Raw genomic sequence first — 18,713 nt, 5'->3', positions numbered from 1 at the left:
AGTCTGTTATGCAACCCTATTCTCTCTGGCGTGGCCTGCTTTCCAGGCTGTTGTCCCCGGCGGCGTTTTTAGCCTGCAGCATTGTGGTCCTTGTGATCGCGATGGCGATACTCGCCCCCATCATCAGCACCACTGACCCCATACAAATCAACCCCGCGTCACGTTTATCGCCCATTAGTGCGGAGCACTGGTTGGGTAGCGATGCCTTTGGCCGCGACATGTATTCCCGCGTGGTGTACGGCGCCCAAGTATCCATGATCGTGGGGCTAGGCGCAGCACTGTTCAGCCTCACCCTAGGCTTATTGATTGGTGTGTTGGCGGGTTATTTTCCGCTGTTTGACTCCATCATCATGCGCGTCATGGATGGCATCATGGCTATCCCCAGCATTTTGTTGGCCATTGCGTTGGTGTCGCTCACCGGCAGCAGTTTGCTCACGGTGTTGGTAGCGATTGTGATTCCAGAAATCCCACGTGTGGTGCGACTGGTGCGCAGTGTGATTCTGTCTATACGCACTGAGCCCTACGTAGAAGCGGCGATCACCTTGGGTACGCGTATTCCAAAAATCATCGTGACGCACATCATTCCCAACACCTGGGCACCGCTGATTGTGCAAGGCACCTACATCTTTGCCTCTGCCATTTTGATTGAATCCACCCTCAGCTTTTTGGGCGCTGGTTTGCCGCCAGAAATCCCCTCTTGGGGCAACATCATGGCCGATGGCCGCATGTTCTTTCAACTCTATCCCGGCTTGGTACTGTATCCCGGTATTTTGTTGGCGCTTACCTTATTGAGCGTCAACGTATTGGGCGATGTACTGCGTGATGAACTGGACCCAAGGATGATCAAACGATGACGCAACCGTTTTCACATACACAGGGTGATCAGCCAGTTCTACAGGTACAAGACCTGTGGGTACGCATCGCCAACAGCAAAGAAGGGCAGCACGCTATTTCCAACATTTCGCTGGAAATACACCCCGGCGAAACCGTCTGCTTGGTGGGCGAGTCTGGCTCTGGTAAATCCGTAACCTCGCTCGCCACCATGGGCTTGCTACCTAAAGCCGAACTGCAAGCCACTCAAGGCCGCATCTTGTTGGATGGCGAGAACCTGTTAGAGGCCTCGCCTAGCCGCATACGGACGCTACGTGCCTCCAAAATGGCCATGATCTTCCAAGAGCCTATGACTGCGCTAAACCCCGTAGAGCGCGTTGGCCCACAGGTGGAAGAGGTGCTGAAGGTACACGGTGTACGCAACCCCTCTGAGCGCAAGAAGCAAGTGTTGGCGATGTTCGAGTCCGTGCATTTACCCAACCCTGAAAAAATCTACCGCGCTTACCCACACCAATTGTCAGGTGGCCAGCGTCAACGCATTGTCATCAGCATGGCGTTGATTCTGAAGCCACGCCTGCTGATTGCTGACGAGCCCACTACTGCCCTAGACGTCACCACCCAAAAGCAAATTCTGGCGCTGATTCGTGAGCTGCAAGAACAGCAAAACACCGCCGTATTGTTCATCACTCATGACTTTGGGGTGGTGGCCGAGATTGCCGACCGTATTGTGGTGATGAACCGTGGTGCCATGGTAGAAACTGGCACCCGAGACGCCATTTTGCGTGCCCCCACGCAAGACTACACTCGCCTCTTGGTGTCGTCCGTACCTAGCTTAATTCCTCCTGCTCCACGCGACATTACGCCAGCACCTATGTTGCAGGTAGAAGAGCTGAACAAAACCTACGAAGAACGCGTGCTGTTTTCGGCCAGTCGCAAAGTCGTGGCCGCCAACAATGTGTCTTTCACCCTGAACAAAGGCGAGATCATTGGCATTGTGGGCGAGTCCGGTTCGGGGAAGTCCTCGGTGGCCCGTTGCATCATGCGCTTAATCAAGCCTTCATCTGGCCGAGTGTCTTTGGGTGATGCCGATTTAGCCACAGCCAAAGGCGAAGAACTACGACAGTTGCGTCAACGTATACAGATCGTTTTCCAAGACCCCTATAGGTCGCTTAACCCCCGTTTGCGCATACACGATGCCTTGTTAGAAGGCATGCAAAACTACGGTTTAAGTGCCAGCGAATGTGAAAAACGCATTGATACGCTACTAGCATGGATAGGCATGGATCGCAGTGTACTAAGCCGTTATCCGCACCAGTTTTCTGGCGGCCAACGCCAACGCTTGTGTATTGCCCGCGCTCTGGTGTTAGAGCCAGACATTCTGGTGGCCGACGAAGCGGTATCCGCGCTAGACGTATCCGTACAAGCACAAGTGTTGAAACTACTGGATGAAATGCGCCAACGCATTGGTATTTCGGTGCTGTTTATTACGCACGATTTACGTGTGGCAGCACAAATTTGCGACCAAATCATTGTGATGCAACGCGGAACCGTGGTGGAAGCCGGGCCTACCGAGCAAGTGCTGGTGAGCCCCCAACATGAGTACACCCGTTCACTTATTGAAGCGGCCCCCGGACGTCATTGGGACTTCCAGCATTTTCGTCCCCTTGAACCTGCCATCCACTGAGCTACGACTGTGAGAAAGACTATGGCCAAACATGCCCACATACTGATTCAACATGCCGAAGTGGCCGATGGCACAGGCACCCCTCGCTTTGATGCCGATATTGCCATCGTGGATGATCGCATCGCCTTTGTAGGCGATTGCAGCCAATGGACAGCCGACCAACACATTGATGCCAGTGGGTTGGTAGTGTCCCCCGGTTTTATTGACACTCATACCCATGATGACCGCCTGCTGCTGTCCAATAACAGCATGGAGCCTAAAGTAAGCCAAGGCGTGACCACCGTGATCACCGGCAACTGCGGTATTTCACTGGCACCCACGCCACAACGCTTACACGCCCCCATCACCCCACCACTGGACTTGCTGGATGGAGAAGGGGAATGGTTCACACACCCTACCTTCCAGAGCTATGTAGACGCCTTAGCGCAGCAACCCGCCGCCACAAACTGCGCACCCTTGGTGGGGCACACCACACTGCGTATCGTGGCCATGTCTGCGCTAGATAGACCCGCCACGGCAGATGAACTAGAACGCATGAAAAGTTTGTTGCGTGAAGCCATGCAAGCCGGTGCTATAGGTTTATCTACAGGCTTGGCCTACGATCCGGCCATTGCAGCATCTACCGAAGAAGTGATTGAGCTGGCTAAAGTCGCTGCTGAATTTGGTGGTGTGTATTGCACCCACCTGCGCGACGAATCGGACAACGTCATGGAAGCCCTAGAAGAAGCCTTCCGCATTGGCCGTGAGGCTAATCTACCCGTCGTGATCTCGCACCACAAAGTCGCAGGCAAAAACAACTTCGGACGCTCAACCGAAACGCTGGAACGCATACGCCAACAAATGGGCGTACAAGACATTTGCTTGGACTGCTACCCCTACGCCGCATCGTCTACCGTGCTGTCCGTCAAACATGCGTCATCGGCTTTGAAGGTGCTGGTGACATGGTCTAGATCGTGCCCAGAAATGGCCGGGCGAGACTTGGCTGACATACAGAAAGAATGGCAGTGCAGCTTAGAGCAAGCCGTAGAAAGGCTGCAACCAGCAGGCGCTATTTACCACCGCATGGACGATGCCGACGTATCACGCATCTTGGCCTTTGACGACACCATGATCGGGTCAGACGGCTTACCGCACGATGCTGTACCGCACCCGCGCCTATGGGGCAGTTTCCCCCGTGTATTGGGGCATTACTCACGCGAAAGAGGCTTATTCAGTTTCGAAAAAGCCATTCATAAAATGACGGGCTTAAGCGCCCAAAAATTTGGATTACGCGATCGTGGATTTATACGTGAAGGCGCCTACGCCGATTTGGTCATACTGCATGCAGACACCGTTGCAGAAGGTTCCAGTTTCGCTAGGCCCATCGCCCCAGCCATTGGTATAGAAACGGTATTAGTGAACGGCAAGGTAGTTTGGGAAGCTGGACAAACCACGGCGGCTCGCCCCGGTAAGGTGCTAGCGCGTGAAGCCCTAGCTCGCTAACACAGCAGAACGCCCGCCACTGTAAATGTGGCGGGCATTGTGCGGTTTATTTACTGTCTTTCTACTGTTTTTTCACGCCCCAAAATGCCGTAATAGGCGCTTCAGGCAGATCACTTAACGCTGTGCTGTACGCGGCCGGTGTACGGAACTGTCCCAGCGGCACAATCACCCCTTCATCCAACACAATCTCTTGGATTTGGGCAGCGATACTCTGCTTTTCTTCCTTGCTTACGGCTTTAGCGTATTGCACGCGCAAGTCTTCAATCGCGGGTACATCAGGCCAACCAAACCATGCTTTATCACCGTTGGCGGCGATGGTAGTGTTCGCAAACGGGTCTACTGCTGCCGCAATAATGCCGTAAGTAGAAAAGATCCCCCAACCGCCGTCTTTGGGCGCACTGCGGTTCGCACGTCTAGACACCACTGACTGCCAATCCATAGATTGCATATCCACGTTAAACCCGGCGTTGCGTAACGCCGCCGCAATCACCACGGGCTGCGGTGAGGCCATCACGTGATCCGTAGGGTGCAGCAACACCACTGGTGTGCCATCGTAGTTAGCCTCGGCCAGTAATGCTTTGGCTTTTTCAATATTGCCCGGCACGATCATATCTTTGCCGCTATCGCTGGCATTAGGCGTGCCGCAACCAAATGGCGATGGGCAGGTGGAGTAGTAATCAGGATTTCCCACCAACGCTTTCATAACGTCTTCTTGGCTAACCGCATACATGGCCGCTTGCCTAACCAACTTGTTATCAAACGGCGGGTACAAGTGATTCATGCGGTAGTAACTCCAGTTACCCAGCGGATCAATCACTTTGGTCACTAGGTCAGGATTACTCTGCACCAGCGGCAGCAAGTCATACGGGTAGTGCTCGATGTAGTCCACCTCGCCATTCAGCAGCGCATTCGCCGCTGTCATGGCATCCGGCATACTTACCCATTCCACCTTATCCACGTTCACAACTTTGCCGCCCGATGTCCAGTCGTTAGGCTCACTGCGTGGCACGTAATCCGTGTTTTTCTCGTACACCACCTTCACGCCGGGGCGAAATTCAGAGGCCACAAACTTAAAGGGGCCAGAGCCAATCATCTCAGCCACGGCCTTATCAGCCGATGCTTCTACGATGCGTTTGGGCATCATAAAAGCAGGGCGCGAGCTGATCTTGGCCAAGCTATCCAAGAGCAAACTGGTAGGTTCGTTGAGCTGTACCTCAAACACCTGATCGTTGACGACGTTGTAGCCCACCAGAAAGTCTTTGATCACCGGGCCAGTGTTGTCATTGTCCAGCCAACGCTTAATGGATGCGATGCAGTCCTCAGCGGTAACGGGTGTACCGTCGTGCCATTTCAAGCCGTCACGCAAGGTAAAGGTGTACGTTTTACCGTCGTCGCTCACGCTCCAATCGGCCATTTGCGGTTTGACGGTAAAGTCCGAATCCATGCCCACCAAGGTGTCATAGATCATGTAGCCATGCTCTCGGGTGATAAACGCCGTACTTTGTATGGGGTCCATCATGCGCAAACCAGAATGCATCACCGCGGTAATGGTTTGGCCAAATACAGGTGCTGCCGCAACCAGCGCAGCGCCGGACACCACCGCCTGCAACACGGGCTTCAGCCCACGGGATTGCAATACCTTCATAGTTGTCTACCTCACTGTTTTTTTGAGTGAAACGCTCTACTTTTTATTCCTACCCCCTGACTCTGTGACCGATTGGTCACTATCCCACGATAAACAGTTCAGCCTACCCCCACAATTAGGAATAACCTGTGGCCGCTACAGCCACCCACACGAAAAAAAACCCAGCTATCGCTTGCGCAATAACCGGGCCAGAAAAGTAAAGCAGGAGTATTCGCCACCACGGTGTGGTGGCTAACATCACGAACAGATTAGCCGTACATCATCTTGGGTAAGCCCAACACAATGTCTGGCATGGTCACCACCAACACAATAGTCAGCAGCAGCATCAGGAAGAAAGGTAACGCTGCTTTAGACAAGTACAAGATATCGCGCCCTGTCATGCCTTGCAGCACAAACAAGTTCAACCCTACTGGCGGGGTCAACTGACCCATTTCCACCACCAACACCAAGTACACACCAAACCAGATAGGATCAATGCCAGCAATTTTCACCGCAGGCAACAACACCGCGCTGGTCAGCACCACGATGGAAATACCATCCAAGAAGCAGCCCAACACAATGAAGAACACCGTCAACGCTGCCAACAAAGCGTAGTTATTCAAGCCCAGATCACCAATCCAGCGGGCCAAATTCATTGGCAAGTTGGAATAGCCCATAGCAATAGTCAAAAACGCTGAGCCTGCCAAAATGAAAGCAATCATGGACGACGATAAGGTAGCCGCGATCAGGCCTTCTTTGAAGCTTTTCCAGGTCAAATCACCAAACCACCAGCTCAACAGCAATGCAATCACTACACCTACGGCTGCCGAGTCAGTTGGGCTCGCCAAACCGGAGTAAATAGAACCAATGACCCCAATGATCAGCAATGTGACCGGCAACAAGGTACGTGTGGCTTTGATCTTTTGCGCAAAGCTCATGGGTGGATCTTTGGCCGGCACTTTGTCTTTATGCGTGGTGGACCAAATGGCCACATACGCCATAAACAACACAATCACCAACAAACCAGGAATCACACCTGCAATAAACAGACGTGCAATAGACAGCTCAGCTGCAACCCCGTAAACAATCAAAATAATAGACGGTGGCAACAGCAAACCTAGCGTGCCCGAACCTGCAATCGTACCCAGCACCAAGCTCTCATCGTAGCCGCGTTTTTTCAACTCTGGCACGGCAACTTTAGCTACTGTTGCGCACGTTGCCGCAGACGAACCGCACACCGCCGCAAAAATACCTGACGCCATAATCCCCACGTGGCCTAGACCACCAGGTAAGGAGCGCATCCACGGGGCTAAGCCCGAAAACAAGTCTTTGGACATGCGTGAGCGAAACAGAATCTCACCCATCCAAATAAACAGGGGCAATGCCGCCAATGACCACTCAGCAGAAGAGCTCCAAATATTGGTCGCCAATACACTCATCAACGGTGCATTAGAGAACAACAGCACGCCTACCAAGCCTGTCACAAACAGCGCTATAGACACCCACAACCCCATGGCTAGGCCGCACATCAGCACCCCAACCATAATCAATGACATGGTTACATCAGACATTACAGCGCCTCCTCGGCAACCGATTCAATCACCAAGGCCTCGCTTCGCCCAGTACGCAGGATTTCTACCAGCGTATCCAGAGCAGCGACCAAAAACACAGCAGCACCAACACACAGTACGCCTTGTGGTATCCACAAAGGCACTTTTACCAACCCACTTGCACGGTCGCCCCACAAGAAAGACTCGTAGGCCAACACACCCAAACTGTAGGTAAACAGCACACCCATCCCTACACCTACCAACGCAATCATGGTGAGCGAACCGCGACGAATAGGAGCCGACAGTCTGGACTCTATCAACGTCACGCGTATGTGTACGGCCTTACGTAAACCCAAGCCTAATGACAAAAAGGTGGCAAAGCCTAACGCATAACCAGAGAACAGCGAGTAAGAGGGGATCAGCAAGCCAAAGCTCTGATCAAACAAATGAAGAGCCACATAGTCGATCGTATTAAAGACCACCTGACCAAAAACAATAACGGCTATGCTCACCAACGATATTGCAGCTAAACCTGCACTGATCGAATAGAGGCTATCCAGGATTTTTCGCATGGCATTTGCCCACTTCAGAAACACCAGTGCATGGGTATATGCACTGGTTAATTAAGTTTTAGGTATTAGTTGGCGCGGTAAGCCTCAAGCACGACTTCACCGTCGTCGCCGGCTTCTTTCACCCACTCTGCAGCCATCTGCTCGCCCACTTTCTGCAGGGCAGCGTTCAACTCATCAGAGCCTGTGCTGACTTTGATACCGTGTTGCTCCAACACATTACGTTGTGCAATGTGATCGGCTTCAGCCATTTCCCAACCACGCAGTTCAGCCGCAGCAGCAGCATCCAATACTACTTTTTGAGTGGCTTCATCCAAGCTATCAAACACGCGCTGGTTCACCACCACCACGTTTTTAGGCAAGAAAGCCGCTACATCATAGAAGTGAGTCAGGTAATCCCAAGCGGTAGTGTTCACACCGGTAGATGTGGAGGTAATCATGGCGTTCACACGACCTGTGGTGAATGCTTGAGCCAAATCAGGCACTTCTACCTGTGTAGGCACCGCACCAGCCAATTGCGCCAAACGCTCTGTTTGCGGGCTGTATGCACGCATTTTGATGCCTTTCAGATCTTCGATCTTTTCAATAGGGCGATCGGTGTACATACCTTGTGGAGGCCATGCTACCGAGAACAAAATTTTCAGGTTTTGACGGCCTAACAGCTTTTCCAAGTCTGGTTTAGACACGTGGTACATCTTGGCGGCGTCGTCAAAAGACACGGCTACAAATGGCACGGAGTCCAACGCAAACATAGGGTTCTCGTTGGCCAAGTTGGAAATAATGAACTCGCCCGCTTCAATCTGCTGCGAACGCACGGCATTTTTGATCTCTTGGTGCTTGATCAGCGAACCCGCTGGGTGCACGTTAATTTTCAACTCACCATTGGTCGCTGCTTCTACATCTTTAGCAAACTGCTGAATGTTCTGAGTGTGGAAGTTGGACTCAGGATACGGGGTGGCCATCTGCCACGTGGCTGCGTAAGTGGTTGCGCTGGCCAGTGCCAATGCTGCACCAGCAATCATACTTTTATAGGCGTTCATATGTGCTCCTCTGCGGGGGAAATCAATATTATTAATAATAGTATCGATAAGATGAAACGTAGTGTAAAGTGCTTTAAATCCAATGTCTATATTAGAATAAACCCTAGAACGACCAATAAACCACAACAAATTCGAACAATAAATTCTATATTGATAGTATTATTAATAATTAATAAGCCTGCATAATAAGGAGCGCACATGGCGGTGCAACATGACATCCTCGTTGAGGGAAATTGCCTAAGTTTTAAAGGCGGATTTTTTGGCTTTTCAGCTGTAGTGCTAGTCAATGTAGACGGGCACGGTCCTATCTTGTTTGATACCGGGCACCACTCTACGCGTCTGCTGTTGCTGAACGCGCTAGCAGAACGCAACCTCACGCCTGCTGACATCAAAACTGTTTTTCTGTCGCACCTGCATTTCGATCACATCAACAATATTGATCTGTTCACTAATGCCACCATTTATGTCAGCTCGGCAGAATGGGACTACGCACAGCACCCCGCTTCTGAAGACGTATTTGGCAGCCAAGGTATGAACGAGTACCTGCAGCGTCAAAACCTGCAACTCATACAAGCACCAGAAGGTGAATTAGCCCCTGGCCTGTTCTACAGACAAGCACCCGGCCACACCACCGGTAGCTATTTGCTGCACTTCGTCAATCCGGATAAAAAGCGTGTTGTGTTAGCAGGGGACGCCTGTAAAACCTACCGTGAACTCGCTACACTGTCTGCTGCCAATGAATATGACCCGGATCGCCAATCCAGTAACACACTGCAGTGGATAGCCGATAACGCCGACATCGTCGTGCCGGGGCATTTCCCTGAGTTACATCGCACACCACATGGCTGGATCTGGGACCAACCCTCGACGCTGGAACTGATTGTCCGATGAGCACAGAAACTCTTGCCCCTTCCTCTGCCGAACTGATTGCCCAAGAACTGGAAGCCGATATTATTTTCGGTCACTTGCGTCCACATCAGGAATTGATTGAAGACACATTGATGGCGCGCTTTGATGCCAAACGCCATGCCGTTCGTGCCGCCATTCAAGAACTGGTTGCCCGCCAAATCGTGGTTAAACCACGTTCCCGTTCGGCCCGCGTCAAAGACTTCAGCACCCAAGAAGTGGAAGAGCTGTACCACCTGCGAGCACTGCTGCAAAAAGAAGCGGTGAGCATCATGCCTTTTCCGGTCTCTGCTGCCGAGTTGGATGCGCTAAAAACTCTGCACATTCAATACGCCGCTGCCGCATCGGTAGGAGCAGACCCACGCCTCATTCATCAATTTAACGATGAATTTCACCGCCAAGTTTTTGCGCTGTGCGGCAATGAAACCCTGTGTAAGGCTATCGCGTTTTACACCGAAGCCTCTAACCCCATACGTTCTTACGGTATGACCGACCGGCAGTGGCTGGAGCAAGCGATTGCAGAACATGCCGCCATGGTTAACGCCATTGAACAAGAAGACCGTGCCACCTTGGCCCACCTTGTCGTCGCGCACATGCAGCCCACTCGACGACGATGGGAATCCATGCGCGGCCTGAGCTAAAGCAAACAGAACGTCACTGGAATCACCCTTCCCATGAAATACGATTACCTCATTATTGGTGCTGGCATTGTTGGTGCAGCATTGGCGGCCGAAATCGTCAAACGTCGCCCCCAAGCCCGTGTATTGGTCGCAGAAAAAGAAGCCCAACCTGCTTTCCACCAAACCGGTCGCAACAGTGGCGTGGTGCACTCTGGCGTGTACTACACACCCGGTAGCTTGAAGACTCGTTTCTGCCGCGAAGGCTTAAGCGAGATCAAAGCCTTTTGTGCAGCCAGACAAATAGGCTACGAAGCACGCGGCAAACTACTGGTCGCCACTACCCCTCAAGAACAAGAAAACCTATACAAACTTGAGCAACGCGCCATCGAAAACGAGGTACACACCGAACAACTTACCCAAACCGATTTAGGTCGCTTGGAACCCGCGATCACCGGGCTTGCTGCGCTGCGCATTCCTGAAACAGCCATCACCGATTACGCGGGCATCACTCGTGCATTGCTGGCCGATGTAGAAAATGCGGGCAGCACCGTAATCTTCAATGCACCCGTCACATCCGTCACCCAAGTAGGCTCTGCTTACCGCGTGCAAGCGGGCAATCAACAAATCGAAGCAGGGCACATCATTGCCTGCAGCGGCTTGGCCTCTGACCGTGTTGCTCGCATGTTAGGCATGGACCCCGGCATTAGAATTTTGCCCTTCCGTGGCGAATACTTTGTGTTGCCTACCCACCTGAACAAAGTTGTACACAGCCTGATTTACCCCGTACCCGACCCCACCTTGCCATTTTTAGGGGTACACCTCACGCCTATGATTGATGGCACCATCACCGTAGGCCCCAACGCTGTTTTGGCATTAGCACGAGAAAAATACAGCCATTTCAGTGTAGACGTACGCGACGCGTGGTCCGCCTTAAGCTACAGCGGCCTGTGGAAAATGTTGGCCAAACACCCACGCGCCACCTGGAACGAACTTAAAGGCTCGTTGTTTAAACAGGTGTACTTAGACGCTGTGCGCAAGTACTGTCCTACTGTCACCTTGTCAGATCTGCGTACCTATCGCAGTGCTAACCGCGCACAAGCCGTACGCCCAGACGGCACGCTGGTGGACGACTTCCTGATCAAACATTCTGGTGGCCTAACTGCCATTTTGAATGCGCCATCCCCTGCGGCAACAGGCGCCATGCCTATTGCACGTCATATTGCAGACGAACTAGGTTTGTAAACGACAACGTAGTGAAGAAACGGCGTGTATTTGCAAAAATACACGCCGTTTTCTTTTGTGCTCTGCGTGACTGTGTACATACTGCAAACACCATTTCCATCCACACTCCTGCGCAACTGCCACGCCTTACATAACCACGCTGAACCTCTATGAGCACCGTATAGAAAATGTCGTTCAACCAAAAACCTGTGTGTAACTTTTCCCATTTCTGACCCATCTCACATATAATTAGGCAACATACTATATGGCGGCTTTGACATGGAACAAAAATACTTAGCACTTCTAAATGTGGCCGAACAACGGCAGCTTCCGCTTGTGGATAACATAAGGCTGTGTTTTCAAATGCTGTCCTTAACTGCCGCTATAGACAGAGACTGCGCGACACAGTTAGCCCCTTATGGATTGTCAGAAGGGCGCTTTATTGTATTGTTCTTGCTGGATAACGCCCCCGATGGTTTGGCTCCTGCGGCCTTAGCAGAACAAGCAGGTGTTACCCGCGCCACCATCACCGGACTACTAGATGGCTTAGAACGCGATACGCTCATCGCCCGCCATGCTGACCCCGTAGATCGCCGTGCACTGTGCATACGACTCACTGACAAAGGTAAGGAAATCGCTGCCCAAGTCTTCACGCAACACAGCACGTGGATTGCCAATCTGTACGCCAATCTCAGCACTTCGGAACGTGAACAGCTGAGTACGCTATTGAACAAAGTGGCCCGCAACCTACCTGCCTAACCACCATCACGCCATGACTGCTACCGCCGCCCGCAAAGGTGCCAACCGCATCGCTGATATCCCCGCTGACACTCTAGAAGCCTTATCCACAGGCAGTATCCCAAGTGCGACGCTGACCGAATGTTTGGCCTTGGATCATTACCGCTTGCTGTGCTTAGTATTCCCTACCCTGTCACCCGCTGCACAAGAAGCCGCCCAAGCCCTCAACACGCAAGGCATCTTGCGTCGCATGGCAGGCTTAGGTGAGCTAGTGCTAAAGGAAGTAGGGGACAAGGCGCTACCTACCTGCTTGGCACACCCCTCTGACACGGTGCGCGGCTGGGCCTGCTTCATGATTGGCGCACAACCTGATTTGTCCTTAGCAGACCGACTCGCAGCCATACAGCCCTTGGCTGATGACGCTCACTTCGGCGTGCGTGAATGGGCATGGATGGCTGTGCGCCCACACCTTGCCAACGATCTGGATACCGCGATCCAACTGCTCACACCGTGGACGCAATCTTCCTCAGAACGCATTCGGCGTTTTGCCTGCGAAGCCATACGCCCGCGTGGAGTGTGGTGTGCACATCTGAAAGCACTTAAACAAACACCTCAGCAGGCCTTACCCATATTGGAAGCGCTACGTGCAGATGATTCTGTTTACGTACAAGATTCGGTCGCGAACTGGTTAAATGATGCGGGCAAAGACCAACCCGAATGGGTGCGCAAACTTTGCGCTCAATGGGTAGCGGCATCTGCGTCATCGGCCACACAACGTATCTGCCAACGCGCCAGCCGCAATCTGAAATGATGTGTAGGGGTAGGGTACAGCGTGCTTGCTGTACCCCTATTCCAATGTTAGCGTTGAATTCTCTGGTATGAGGCCTTACTGTGATCCAGTGGGCTGTATTTTTCTCAGGAACCACCATGCAACTCCCTATCTATCAAGTCGATGCTTTTGCTTCCCGTCCATTCGAGGGTAACCCTGCCGCTGTTTGCCCGCTAGACACATGGTTAGATGACCAGACATTGCAGTCCATTGCGGCGGAAAACAACTTGTCTGAAACTGCTTTCTTTGTGCCAGATGAACACGGCTATCAGTTGCGCTGGTTCACTCCTGAAGTAGAAGTAGATTTGTGCGGCCACGCCACCTTGGCCAGTGCGTGGGTGTTGATGCACGAACTCAATTACGACAAAGACGTGATTCATTTTTCTACCCGCAGCGGTCGCTTGTCCGTCAAACGCTCTGCCCACGGTTTGGAAATGGACTTCCCTTGTCGCCCTCCGCAGTCATGCGCTGTGCCTGATGGGTTGCTAGATGCTTTGGGCATTGAAGCTGCCTCGGTACTGTCCGCCGACGATTACATTGTTGTGGTAGAGGATGAAAGCATCATTACACGTCTACATCCTGATCTGTCACGCCTTAAAGGCTTGCCCAACCGCGGCGTAGCCGTGACTGCTCCCGGCAAAGAGGTAGATTTTGTGTCACGTTGGTTCGGCCCCAACGTAGGCGTTAACGAGGACCCTGTTACCGGCTCTGCACACACTGCACTAACGCCGTATTGGGCACAGCGCTTGGGTAAAAGCCAGTTAAGCGCACGACAAGGTGGCGCACGACGCGGTTATCTGCACTGCGCCATGGCTGGCGATCGTGTGCTGATCTCCGGTACCGCCGTGGTGTATATGCGCGGCACTATTTACCTGTAACGCCTCGCAACGTAGTGACCACATGGTCTAGTGGCATAATGTGGCACAACTTTTTCACCAACCGCCCATCATCGGGGCCTCCTTCAGGTCTATGCAACAGCACATGCAGCAAAAAACTGCCGCCGCACCGCTTTACGAAGCCATTGCCACAGCGTTACGCAATGCCATTACCCAGCGTGTGCTGAACACCGGTGATCTGATTAACGAAAGCATGGTGGCCCAAGCCTTCAACGTTAGTCGCACTCCAGTCAAAGCAGCCCTGAAGGCATTGGTTGATCAAAAAATCATGCTCAAACACGATGGCCGTGGTGTCATCGTGGGGCCCGCTAAAGCCGTCAAACACATCAGCCGTTTAGGACCAGATGCTCTCGCTGCGTTGGAGCAATTTGGGGATGCCATTCGTTCACCGGATTCCTGGATACAGGTCTATAACGAAGTAGAACGAGAGGTCTGTAATCACTCGGTGTTTGGGCCTGTACGCATCGTAGAAACCGAACTGGCTAAATGCTTTAACGTCAGCCGCACAGTAGCGCACGAAGTCTTAATGCGTCTGGAAGGCGTGGGGCTGGTAGAAAAAGATCCTGCTGGTCGCTGGTCTATAGTCCCCATGACCGCAGAGCGCGTTCAGCAGTTATACGAGATACGTCGTTATCTAGAACCTCCAGCACTGCGCAATAGCGTGGCGCACATTCCGCAAACCGTATTGAGCAACATGCTTGAGCGCCTGGAAGCTATCGCGACACGTTACCCCAACGTCAGCGAAGCCGAGTTGGATGATCTAGAAAAAGACCTGCACTTTCGTTGCCTGAGTTACTGCCAGAACGCAGAATTGATCAAGCTGCTGGGGCATACCCAAGCCTTACTCATCAATAACAAACACATGCTAGGCGGCTATTTAAAACTGCCTTCTATGGACCCCTTCTTACAAGAACACCGACTGATTATCCAAGCCTTAATTCAACGTGACTCTGACGCTGCGGCACAGGCTTTGGATGAACACCTGCGCTGTTCTATCGCTAAAACCATAGAACGCCTACAAGTCGTCGCCAGCGAACCCGCCAAGAATTTGCCTAGCTATATGGCGGCGATACGCGATGGAAATGGCTAAACAACCGTATTGCCAGACTGAGTCTTCTAAAACACCTGCACAATTAGCAGGTATTTTTTATTGGCGAAATGCCGTAATTTCGCTGTCGCCTGACCCTCACGTGTAGATCTCGCGCTACATTCCCGCCCATTCGTTTCTATTATATTACCCGGGTAATATTGACGTTTAATTTTATACGGGTAAAAATAAATACATCTTCATTTCTAAAGGCATCGCCATGAGCCATGCACACACCTCCACCTACACCAGTTTTAACGGCCACCGCCGTCTGGCGACTGGCTCACTCGCCGACAATGCACTGGCGATTAAACACGCACTAGAGCAAGGCACCCATCATGCCGTGCTGCTGTTTGATGATGCTACTGGCCGCACTGTAGAGGTAGACACGCGTGGTTCTGACGATGACATACTCGCCAGGCTAACCACCACAACCACGGCAACCACAGCGAGCCCAGCAGACCCAGCCGATGACACCGCTCCCCGTGGACGCGGGCGTCCAAAATTGGGCGTAGTGCCACGCGAAGTCACACTGTTACCCCGTCATTGGGAATGGTTGTCGCAACAACCGGGTGGTGCCTCAGTCACATTACGCAAACTGGTAGAAGAAGCCAAACGCGCCAACAGTGACAAAGACCAAACCCGTAAAGCGCATGAACGCGCGTATCACTTTATGGTGGCCATTGCCGGTGACTTGCCCGGCTATGAAGAGGCCACACGTGCGTTGTTCGCGAACGATGCCGATGCACTGCAAATCCAAATCAGCAGTTGGCCAAAAGACGTACAAGCACACACTATGAAACTCGCATTTGGTGCTGCCCACTCCTAACCCTCGGGCGGTACACAGGAACCACATCATGCAACACCTCACCGCAAACGGCATCACGCTGGGCTATGACATTTTTGGCGCTGCTCACGCCGATGCTATTTTGCTGATCTCTGGCCTAGGCACACAAATGACTAGGTGGAGCGACACATTTTGCACAGGCTTAGCCACACAAGGGTTTAGAGTCATACGTTTTGATAATAGGGACGCGGGCGGCTCCACACACTTCACCCACAGCCCAGCCCCCGATTTTGCAGCACTGGCACAAGCCGTTGCTGCTCATCAAACACCCAATGTGCCTTACACCCTGCATGACATGGCGGCTGATGCTATAGGGTTACTTGATACCTTGGGCATAGAACGCGCCCATGTTGTGGGTAGATCTATGGGTGGCATGATTGCTCAACTCATGGCCTGCCACTATCCACAGCGGGTACTATCGTTGACCTCTATTATGTCTAGCACTGGCAACCCTACACTGCCTTCGGCAGCCCCTGATGTCATGGCTTTGCTCACTACACCGGCTCCTACACTGGCAGAAGACACAGCAGGCTTTTTGAATCACTGTTTGGCATTTGCCAAGCGTATTGCTAGCCCCGCATACCCCTTCGACGACGTAGCGCAACGCACTATGATTCTGGAAGAAACCAACCGTGCCTATGACCCCACGGCATTTGGTAGGCAATTAGCGGCCATCATCGCTACTGGCGATTTACGCCCCGACTTAGAGAAAGTGAGTACTCCTACCTTGGTGATTCACGGCACAGACGACCCCTTAATACCGTTAGCTTGCGGTATGGATACAGCAGCTTCCATTAGCAATGCCGAATTCATGCCTATCGTCGGTATGGGGCACGATTTACCGCATCAACTCTATGCGGTGATCATTGACGCCATTGTGCGCACTGCACGCCAGCCTAAACCGCTGCTACATTAACGTACCGGCTGCACCGTAACGCCACACTGCCCAAAACGACTCAAGCCTTGCATAGGTAACCATGCAAGGCTTGAACGTACTAACAGATAGATGATGTAGTGCTTAGTCCAGCAAATCAGCCGACCATGCGTGTACGTCTTGACGCTGCTCGCCCAGACCTTCAATGCCCAAGGTCATGACATCACCCGCTTTTAGGTACACATGAGGTTTCTGGCCCATACCCACGCCTGGAGGCGTACCGGTAGAGATCAGATCGCCGGGGTACAAGGTGGTGAACTGACTGATGTAGTGCACCAAAAAGGCCACGTTGTACACCATGGTGGCTGTACTACCGTCTTGGTAACGCTTGCCATTCACGTCCAACCACATTTTCAGATTTTGTGGATCAGCCACTTCATCACGTGTCACCAACCATGGGCCTACTGGACCAAACGTATCGCAGCCTTTGCCCTTATCCCATGTACCGCAACGCTCAACTTGGTACTCACGCTCGGACACATCATTCACCACGCAGTAACCCGCTACATACTCCATGGCTTCTTCCAAGCTCACGTAGCGTGCTTTTTTACCAATCACCACTCCCAGTTCAACTTCCCAGTCTGTTTTGACGGAGTTTTTAGGCATCACAACGTTGTCGTTTGCACCAGTAGGTTTGGACCATTTGTTAAACAACACAGGCTCAGCGGGGACCTCTTGACCCGTCTCTGCCGCGTGGTCACTGTAGTTCAAACCCACGCAAATGAATTTACCCAGATTGGCGTAAGGGACGCCGTAACGACCGGGGTTCTGCACTACTGGTAGGCTGTTGATATCCAGGCCTTTCAATTTGGCCAAACTTTCATCACCCAACATATCGGCAGTAATGTCAGCAACCACGCCAGACAAGTCACGAACTTTACCTTGCGCGTCTACCAAACCGGGCTTCTCTTGTCCCACCTGACCAAAACGTACTAATTTCATTGCTGTAATTCCTTTACTCAGTTAGACCAGCCACCATCGACAACCATGTTGGTGCCGGTCGTAAAACGGGATTCGTCAGAGGCCAGATAAATTGCCATCGCTGCAATTTCTTCTGGACGGCCCAATCGGCCCACTGGCTGACGAGAAATAAATGCTTTTTCTACGGCTTCTGTACTGCTGTTCAGACTCGAGGCCTGTGTCGCAATACGATCGCGTAAGGAAGGGGACTCAATAGTACCCGGGCAAATGGTGTTGCAACGAATACCTTGGGTCACAAAGTCAGCGGCTACCGATTTGGTTAAACCGATCACAGCTGCTTTGCTCGCACCATAGACGCAGCGGTTAGGTACGCCTTTGATGCTAGATGCGGCGGATGCCACATTTATGATGGAACCATTGCCGCGTTCTATCATGCCGGGCAATACAGCACGAATAGTGTGATACATGGATTTCACGTTCAGGTCCATGGAGCGTTCCCACGCTGCTTCATCACACTCCAAAATGGAGCCATGATGTACATAACCTGCACAATTAAACAGCACATCTACAGGGCCTAGCGTTGCAATGAACGCTGCGACAGCCTGACCGTCCGTCACATCCAGTTTGGCAATGGTTGCACCTTGCAAGCTTTCCAACAATTCTGGATTAATATCGGTTGCGATCACTTTCGCGCCCTCTGCTAGGAAGGCCTCAGCCGTCGCACGGCCAATACCTTGTCCAGCAGCGGTAATTAGTGCCACTTTATTTTCTAAACGACCTTTCATCGACTGCGCATCCTTTGTGCGAAAAATCGCAATAAACCCAAACAGGTTATTGCATGCGTTGTGTAATACTTCACGGCATACGTTACGGTATTTGAAAGCTGTTCTTATTAGTGAAATCCCTAGTCGGACTGGCACCCAATTCAAAATGC

18 protein-coding genes are annotated in these 18,713 nt (G+C 52.1%); 12 read left to right on the top strand and 6 right to left on the bottom strand.

Annotation, left to right across the window (positions count from 1 at the left end; all coding sequences use genetic code 11):
• Window positions 1-8: 8 nt before the first annotated feature.
• From AC3QL0_RS00245 to AC3QL0_RS00235, 3 genes are read left to right on the top strand one after another with little or no spacing between them, the layout of a single operon-like run.
• On the top strand, window positions 9-854 hold the full coding sequence (locus tag AC3QL0_RS00245) for an ABC transporter permease (protein ID WP_135865274.1): 846 nt from the start codon (window positions 9-11) through the stop codon (window positions 852-854).
• On the top strand, window positions 851-2,515 hold the full coding sequence (locus tag AC3QL0_RS00240; RefSeq protein WP_493009534.1) for a dipeptide ABC transporter ATP-binding protein: 1,665 nt from the start codon (window positions 851-853) through the stop codon (window positions 2,513-2,515). Before AC3QL0_RS00245 ends, AC3QL0_RS00240 begins: the two co-directional genes overlap by 4 nt.
• A 21-nt stretch (window positions 2,516-2,536) precedes the next feature.
• Window positions 2,537-3,997 carry an N-acyl-D-amino-acid deacylase family protein gene (locus AC3QL0_RS00235; protein ID WP_493009533.1) on the top strand — a complete coding sequence of 487 codons (1,461 nt, stop codon included), beginning with the start codon at window positions 2,537-2,539 and terminating at the stop codon, window positions 3,995-3,997.
• 61 nt (window positions 3,998-4,058) lie between these two features.
• On the opposite strand, the gene AC3QL0_RS00230 is transcribed toward AC3QL0_RS00235, so the two are convergent.
• The 4 genes from AC3QL0_RS00230 to AC3QL0_RS00215 form a co-directional block, all read right to left on the bottom strand.
• Window positions 4,059-5,642 (bottom strand): ABC transporter substrate-binding protein, encoded by a 1,584-nt coding sequence (locus AC3QL0_RS00230; protein WP_493009532.1) that lies wholly within the window; start codon window positions 5,640-5,642, stop codon window positions 4,059-4,061.
• A gap of 248 nt (window positions 5,643-5,890) precedes the next feature.
• Window positions 5,891-7,192 carry a TRAP transporter large permease gene (locus AC3QL0_RS00225; protein WP_430221890.1) on the bottom strand — a complete coding sequence of 434 codons (1,302 nt, stop codon included), beginning with the start codon at window positions 7,190-7,192 and terminating at the stop codon, window positions 5,891-5,893.
• Window positions 7,192-7,743, bottom strand: a complete 552-nt coding sequence (locus AC3QL0_RS00220; RefSeq protein WP_493009531.1) for a TRAP transporter small permease — start codon at window positions 7,741-7,743, stop codon at window positions 7,192-7,194. The genes AC3QL0_RS00225 and AC3QL0_RS00220 overlap by 1 nt, the downstream gene beginning before the upstream one ends.
• Before the next feature lie 65 nt (window positions 7,744-7,808).
• On the bottom strand, window positions 7,809-8,780 hold the full coding sequence (locus AC3QL0_RS00215; protein ID WP_493009530.1) for a TRAP transporter substrate-binding protein: 972 nt from the start codon (window positions 8,778-8,780) through the stop codon (window positions 7,809-7,811).
• A 198-nt stretch (window positions 8,781-8,978) separates the two neighbouring features.
• Between AC3QL0_RS00215 and AC3QL0_RS00210 the strand changes: the two genes are divergently transcribed.
• From AC3QL0_RS00210 to AC3QL0_RS00170, 9 genes are all read left to right on the top strand, one after another.
• Complete coding sequence (locus AC3QL0_RS00210; protein ID WP_135866918.1) at window positions 8,979-9,671, top strand: MBL fold metallo-hydrolase; 693 nt, start codon at window positions 8,979-8,981, stop codon at window positions 9,669-9,671.
• Window positions 9,668-10,327, top strand: coding sequence for a GntR family transcriptional regulator (locus AC3QL0_RS00205; protein ID WP_493009529.1), 660 nt, complete (start codon window positions 9,668-9,670; stop codon window positions 10,325-10,327). Before AC3QL0_RS00210 ends, AC3QL0_RS00205 begins: the two co-directional genes overlap by 4 nt.
• Before the next feature lie 33 nt (window positions 10,328-10,360).
• On the top strand, window positions 10,361-11,548 hold the full coding sequence (gene lhgO, locus AC3QL0_RS00200) for an L-2-hydroxyglutarate oxidase (RefSeq protein ID WP_493009528.1): 1,188 nt from the start codon (window positions 10,361-10,363) through the stop codon (window positions 11,546-11,548).
• Window positions 11,549-11,806: 258 nt separating this feature from the next.
• Window positions 11,807-12,286 carry a MarR family winged helix-turn-helix transcriptional regulator gene (locus AC3QL0_RS00195; RefSeq protein ID WP_493009527.1) on the top strand — a complete coding sequence of 160 codons (480 nt, stop codon included), beginning with the start codon at window positions 11,807-11,809 and terminating at the stop codon, window positions 12,284-12,286.
• A 13-nt stretch (window positions 12,287-12,299) separates the two neighbouring features.
• Window positions 12,300-13,076 (top strand): DNA alkylation repair protein, encoded by a 777-nt coding sequence (locus tag AC3QL0_RS00190; protein ID WP_493009526.1) that lies wholly within the window; start codon window positions 12,300-12,302, stop codon window positions 13,074-13,076.
• A 116-nt stretch (window positions 13,077-13,192) separates the two neighbouring features.
• Window positions 13,193-13,972, top strand: a complete 780-nt coding sequence (locus tag AC3QL0_RS00185; protein ID WP_493009525.1) for a PhzF family phenazine biosynthesis protein — start codon at window positions 13,193-13,195, stop codon at window positions 13,970-13,972.
• Window positions 13,973-14,075: 103 nt separating this feature from the next.
• Entirely contained in the window at window positions 14,076-15,080 is a 1,005-nt protein-coding gene (locus AC3QL0_RS00180) for a GntR family transcriptional regulator (protein WP_493009524.1), read from the top strand.
• Between the two features lie 217 nt (window positions 15,081-15,297).
• Window positions 15,298-15,906, top strand: a complete 609-nt coding sequence (locus AC3QL0_RS00175) for a DUF2239 family protein (protein WP_493009523.1) — start codon at window positions 15,298-15,300, stop codon at window positions 15,904-15,906.
• A gap of 28 nt (window positions 15,907-15,934) precedes the next feature.
• On the top strand, window positions 15,935-16,840 hold the full coding sequence (locus AC3QL0_RS00170; RefSeq protein WP_493009522.1) for an alpha/beta fold hydrolase: 906 nt from the start codon (window positions 15,935-15,937) through the stop codon (window positions 16,838-16,840).
• A gap of 102 nt (window positions 16,841-16,942) precedes the next feature.
• Here the strand turns inward: AC3QL0_RS00170 and AC3QL0_RS00165 are convergent, their stop codons facing one another.
• Both AC3QL0_RS00165 and AC3QL0_RS00160 read right to left on the bottom strand, forming a co-directional pair.
• Window positions 16,943-17,800 carry a fumarylacetoacetate hydrolase family protein gene (locus tag AC3QL0_RS00165; protein WP_493009521.1) on the bottom strand — a complete coding sequence of 286 codons (858 nt, stop codon included), beginning with the start codon at window positions 17,798-17,800 and terminating at the stop codon, window positions 16,943-16,945.
• Window positions 17,801-17,817: 17 nt separating this feature from the next.
• A complete protein-coding gene (locus tag AC3QL0_RS00160; RefSeq protein WP_493009520.1) occupies window positions 17,818-18,564 on the bottom strand; it encodes an SDR family oxidoreductase in 747 nt (248 codons plus the stop codon).
• Window positions 18,565-18,713: the final 149 nt, after the last annotated feature.

Source organism: Paenalcaligenes sp. GW821-LYS-B07-1 (assembly GCF_058803365.1).
Note: the sequence above shows the minus strand (reverse complement) of the source record. Positions and strands in the feature narration are given on the sequence as shown.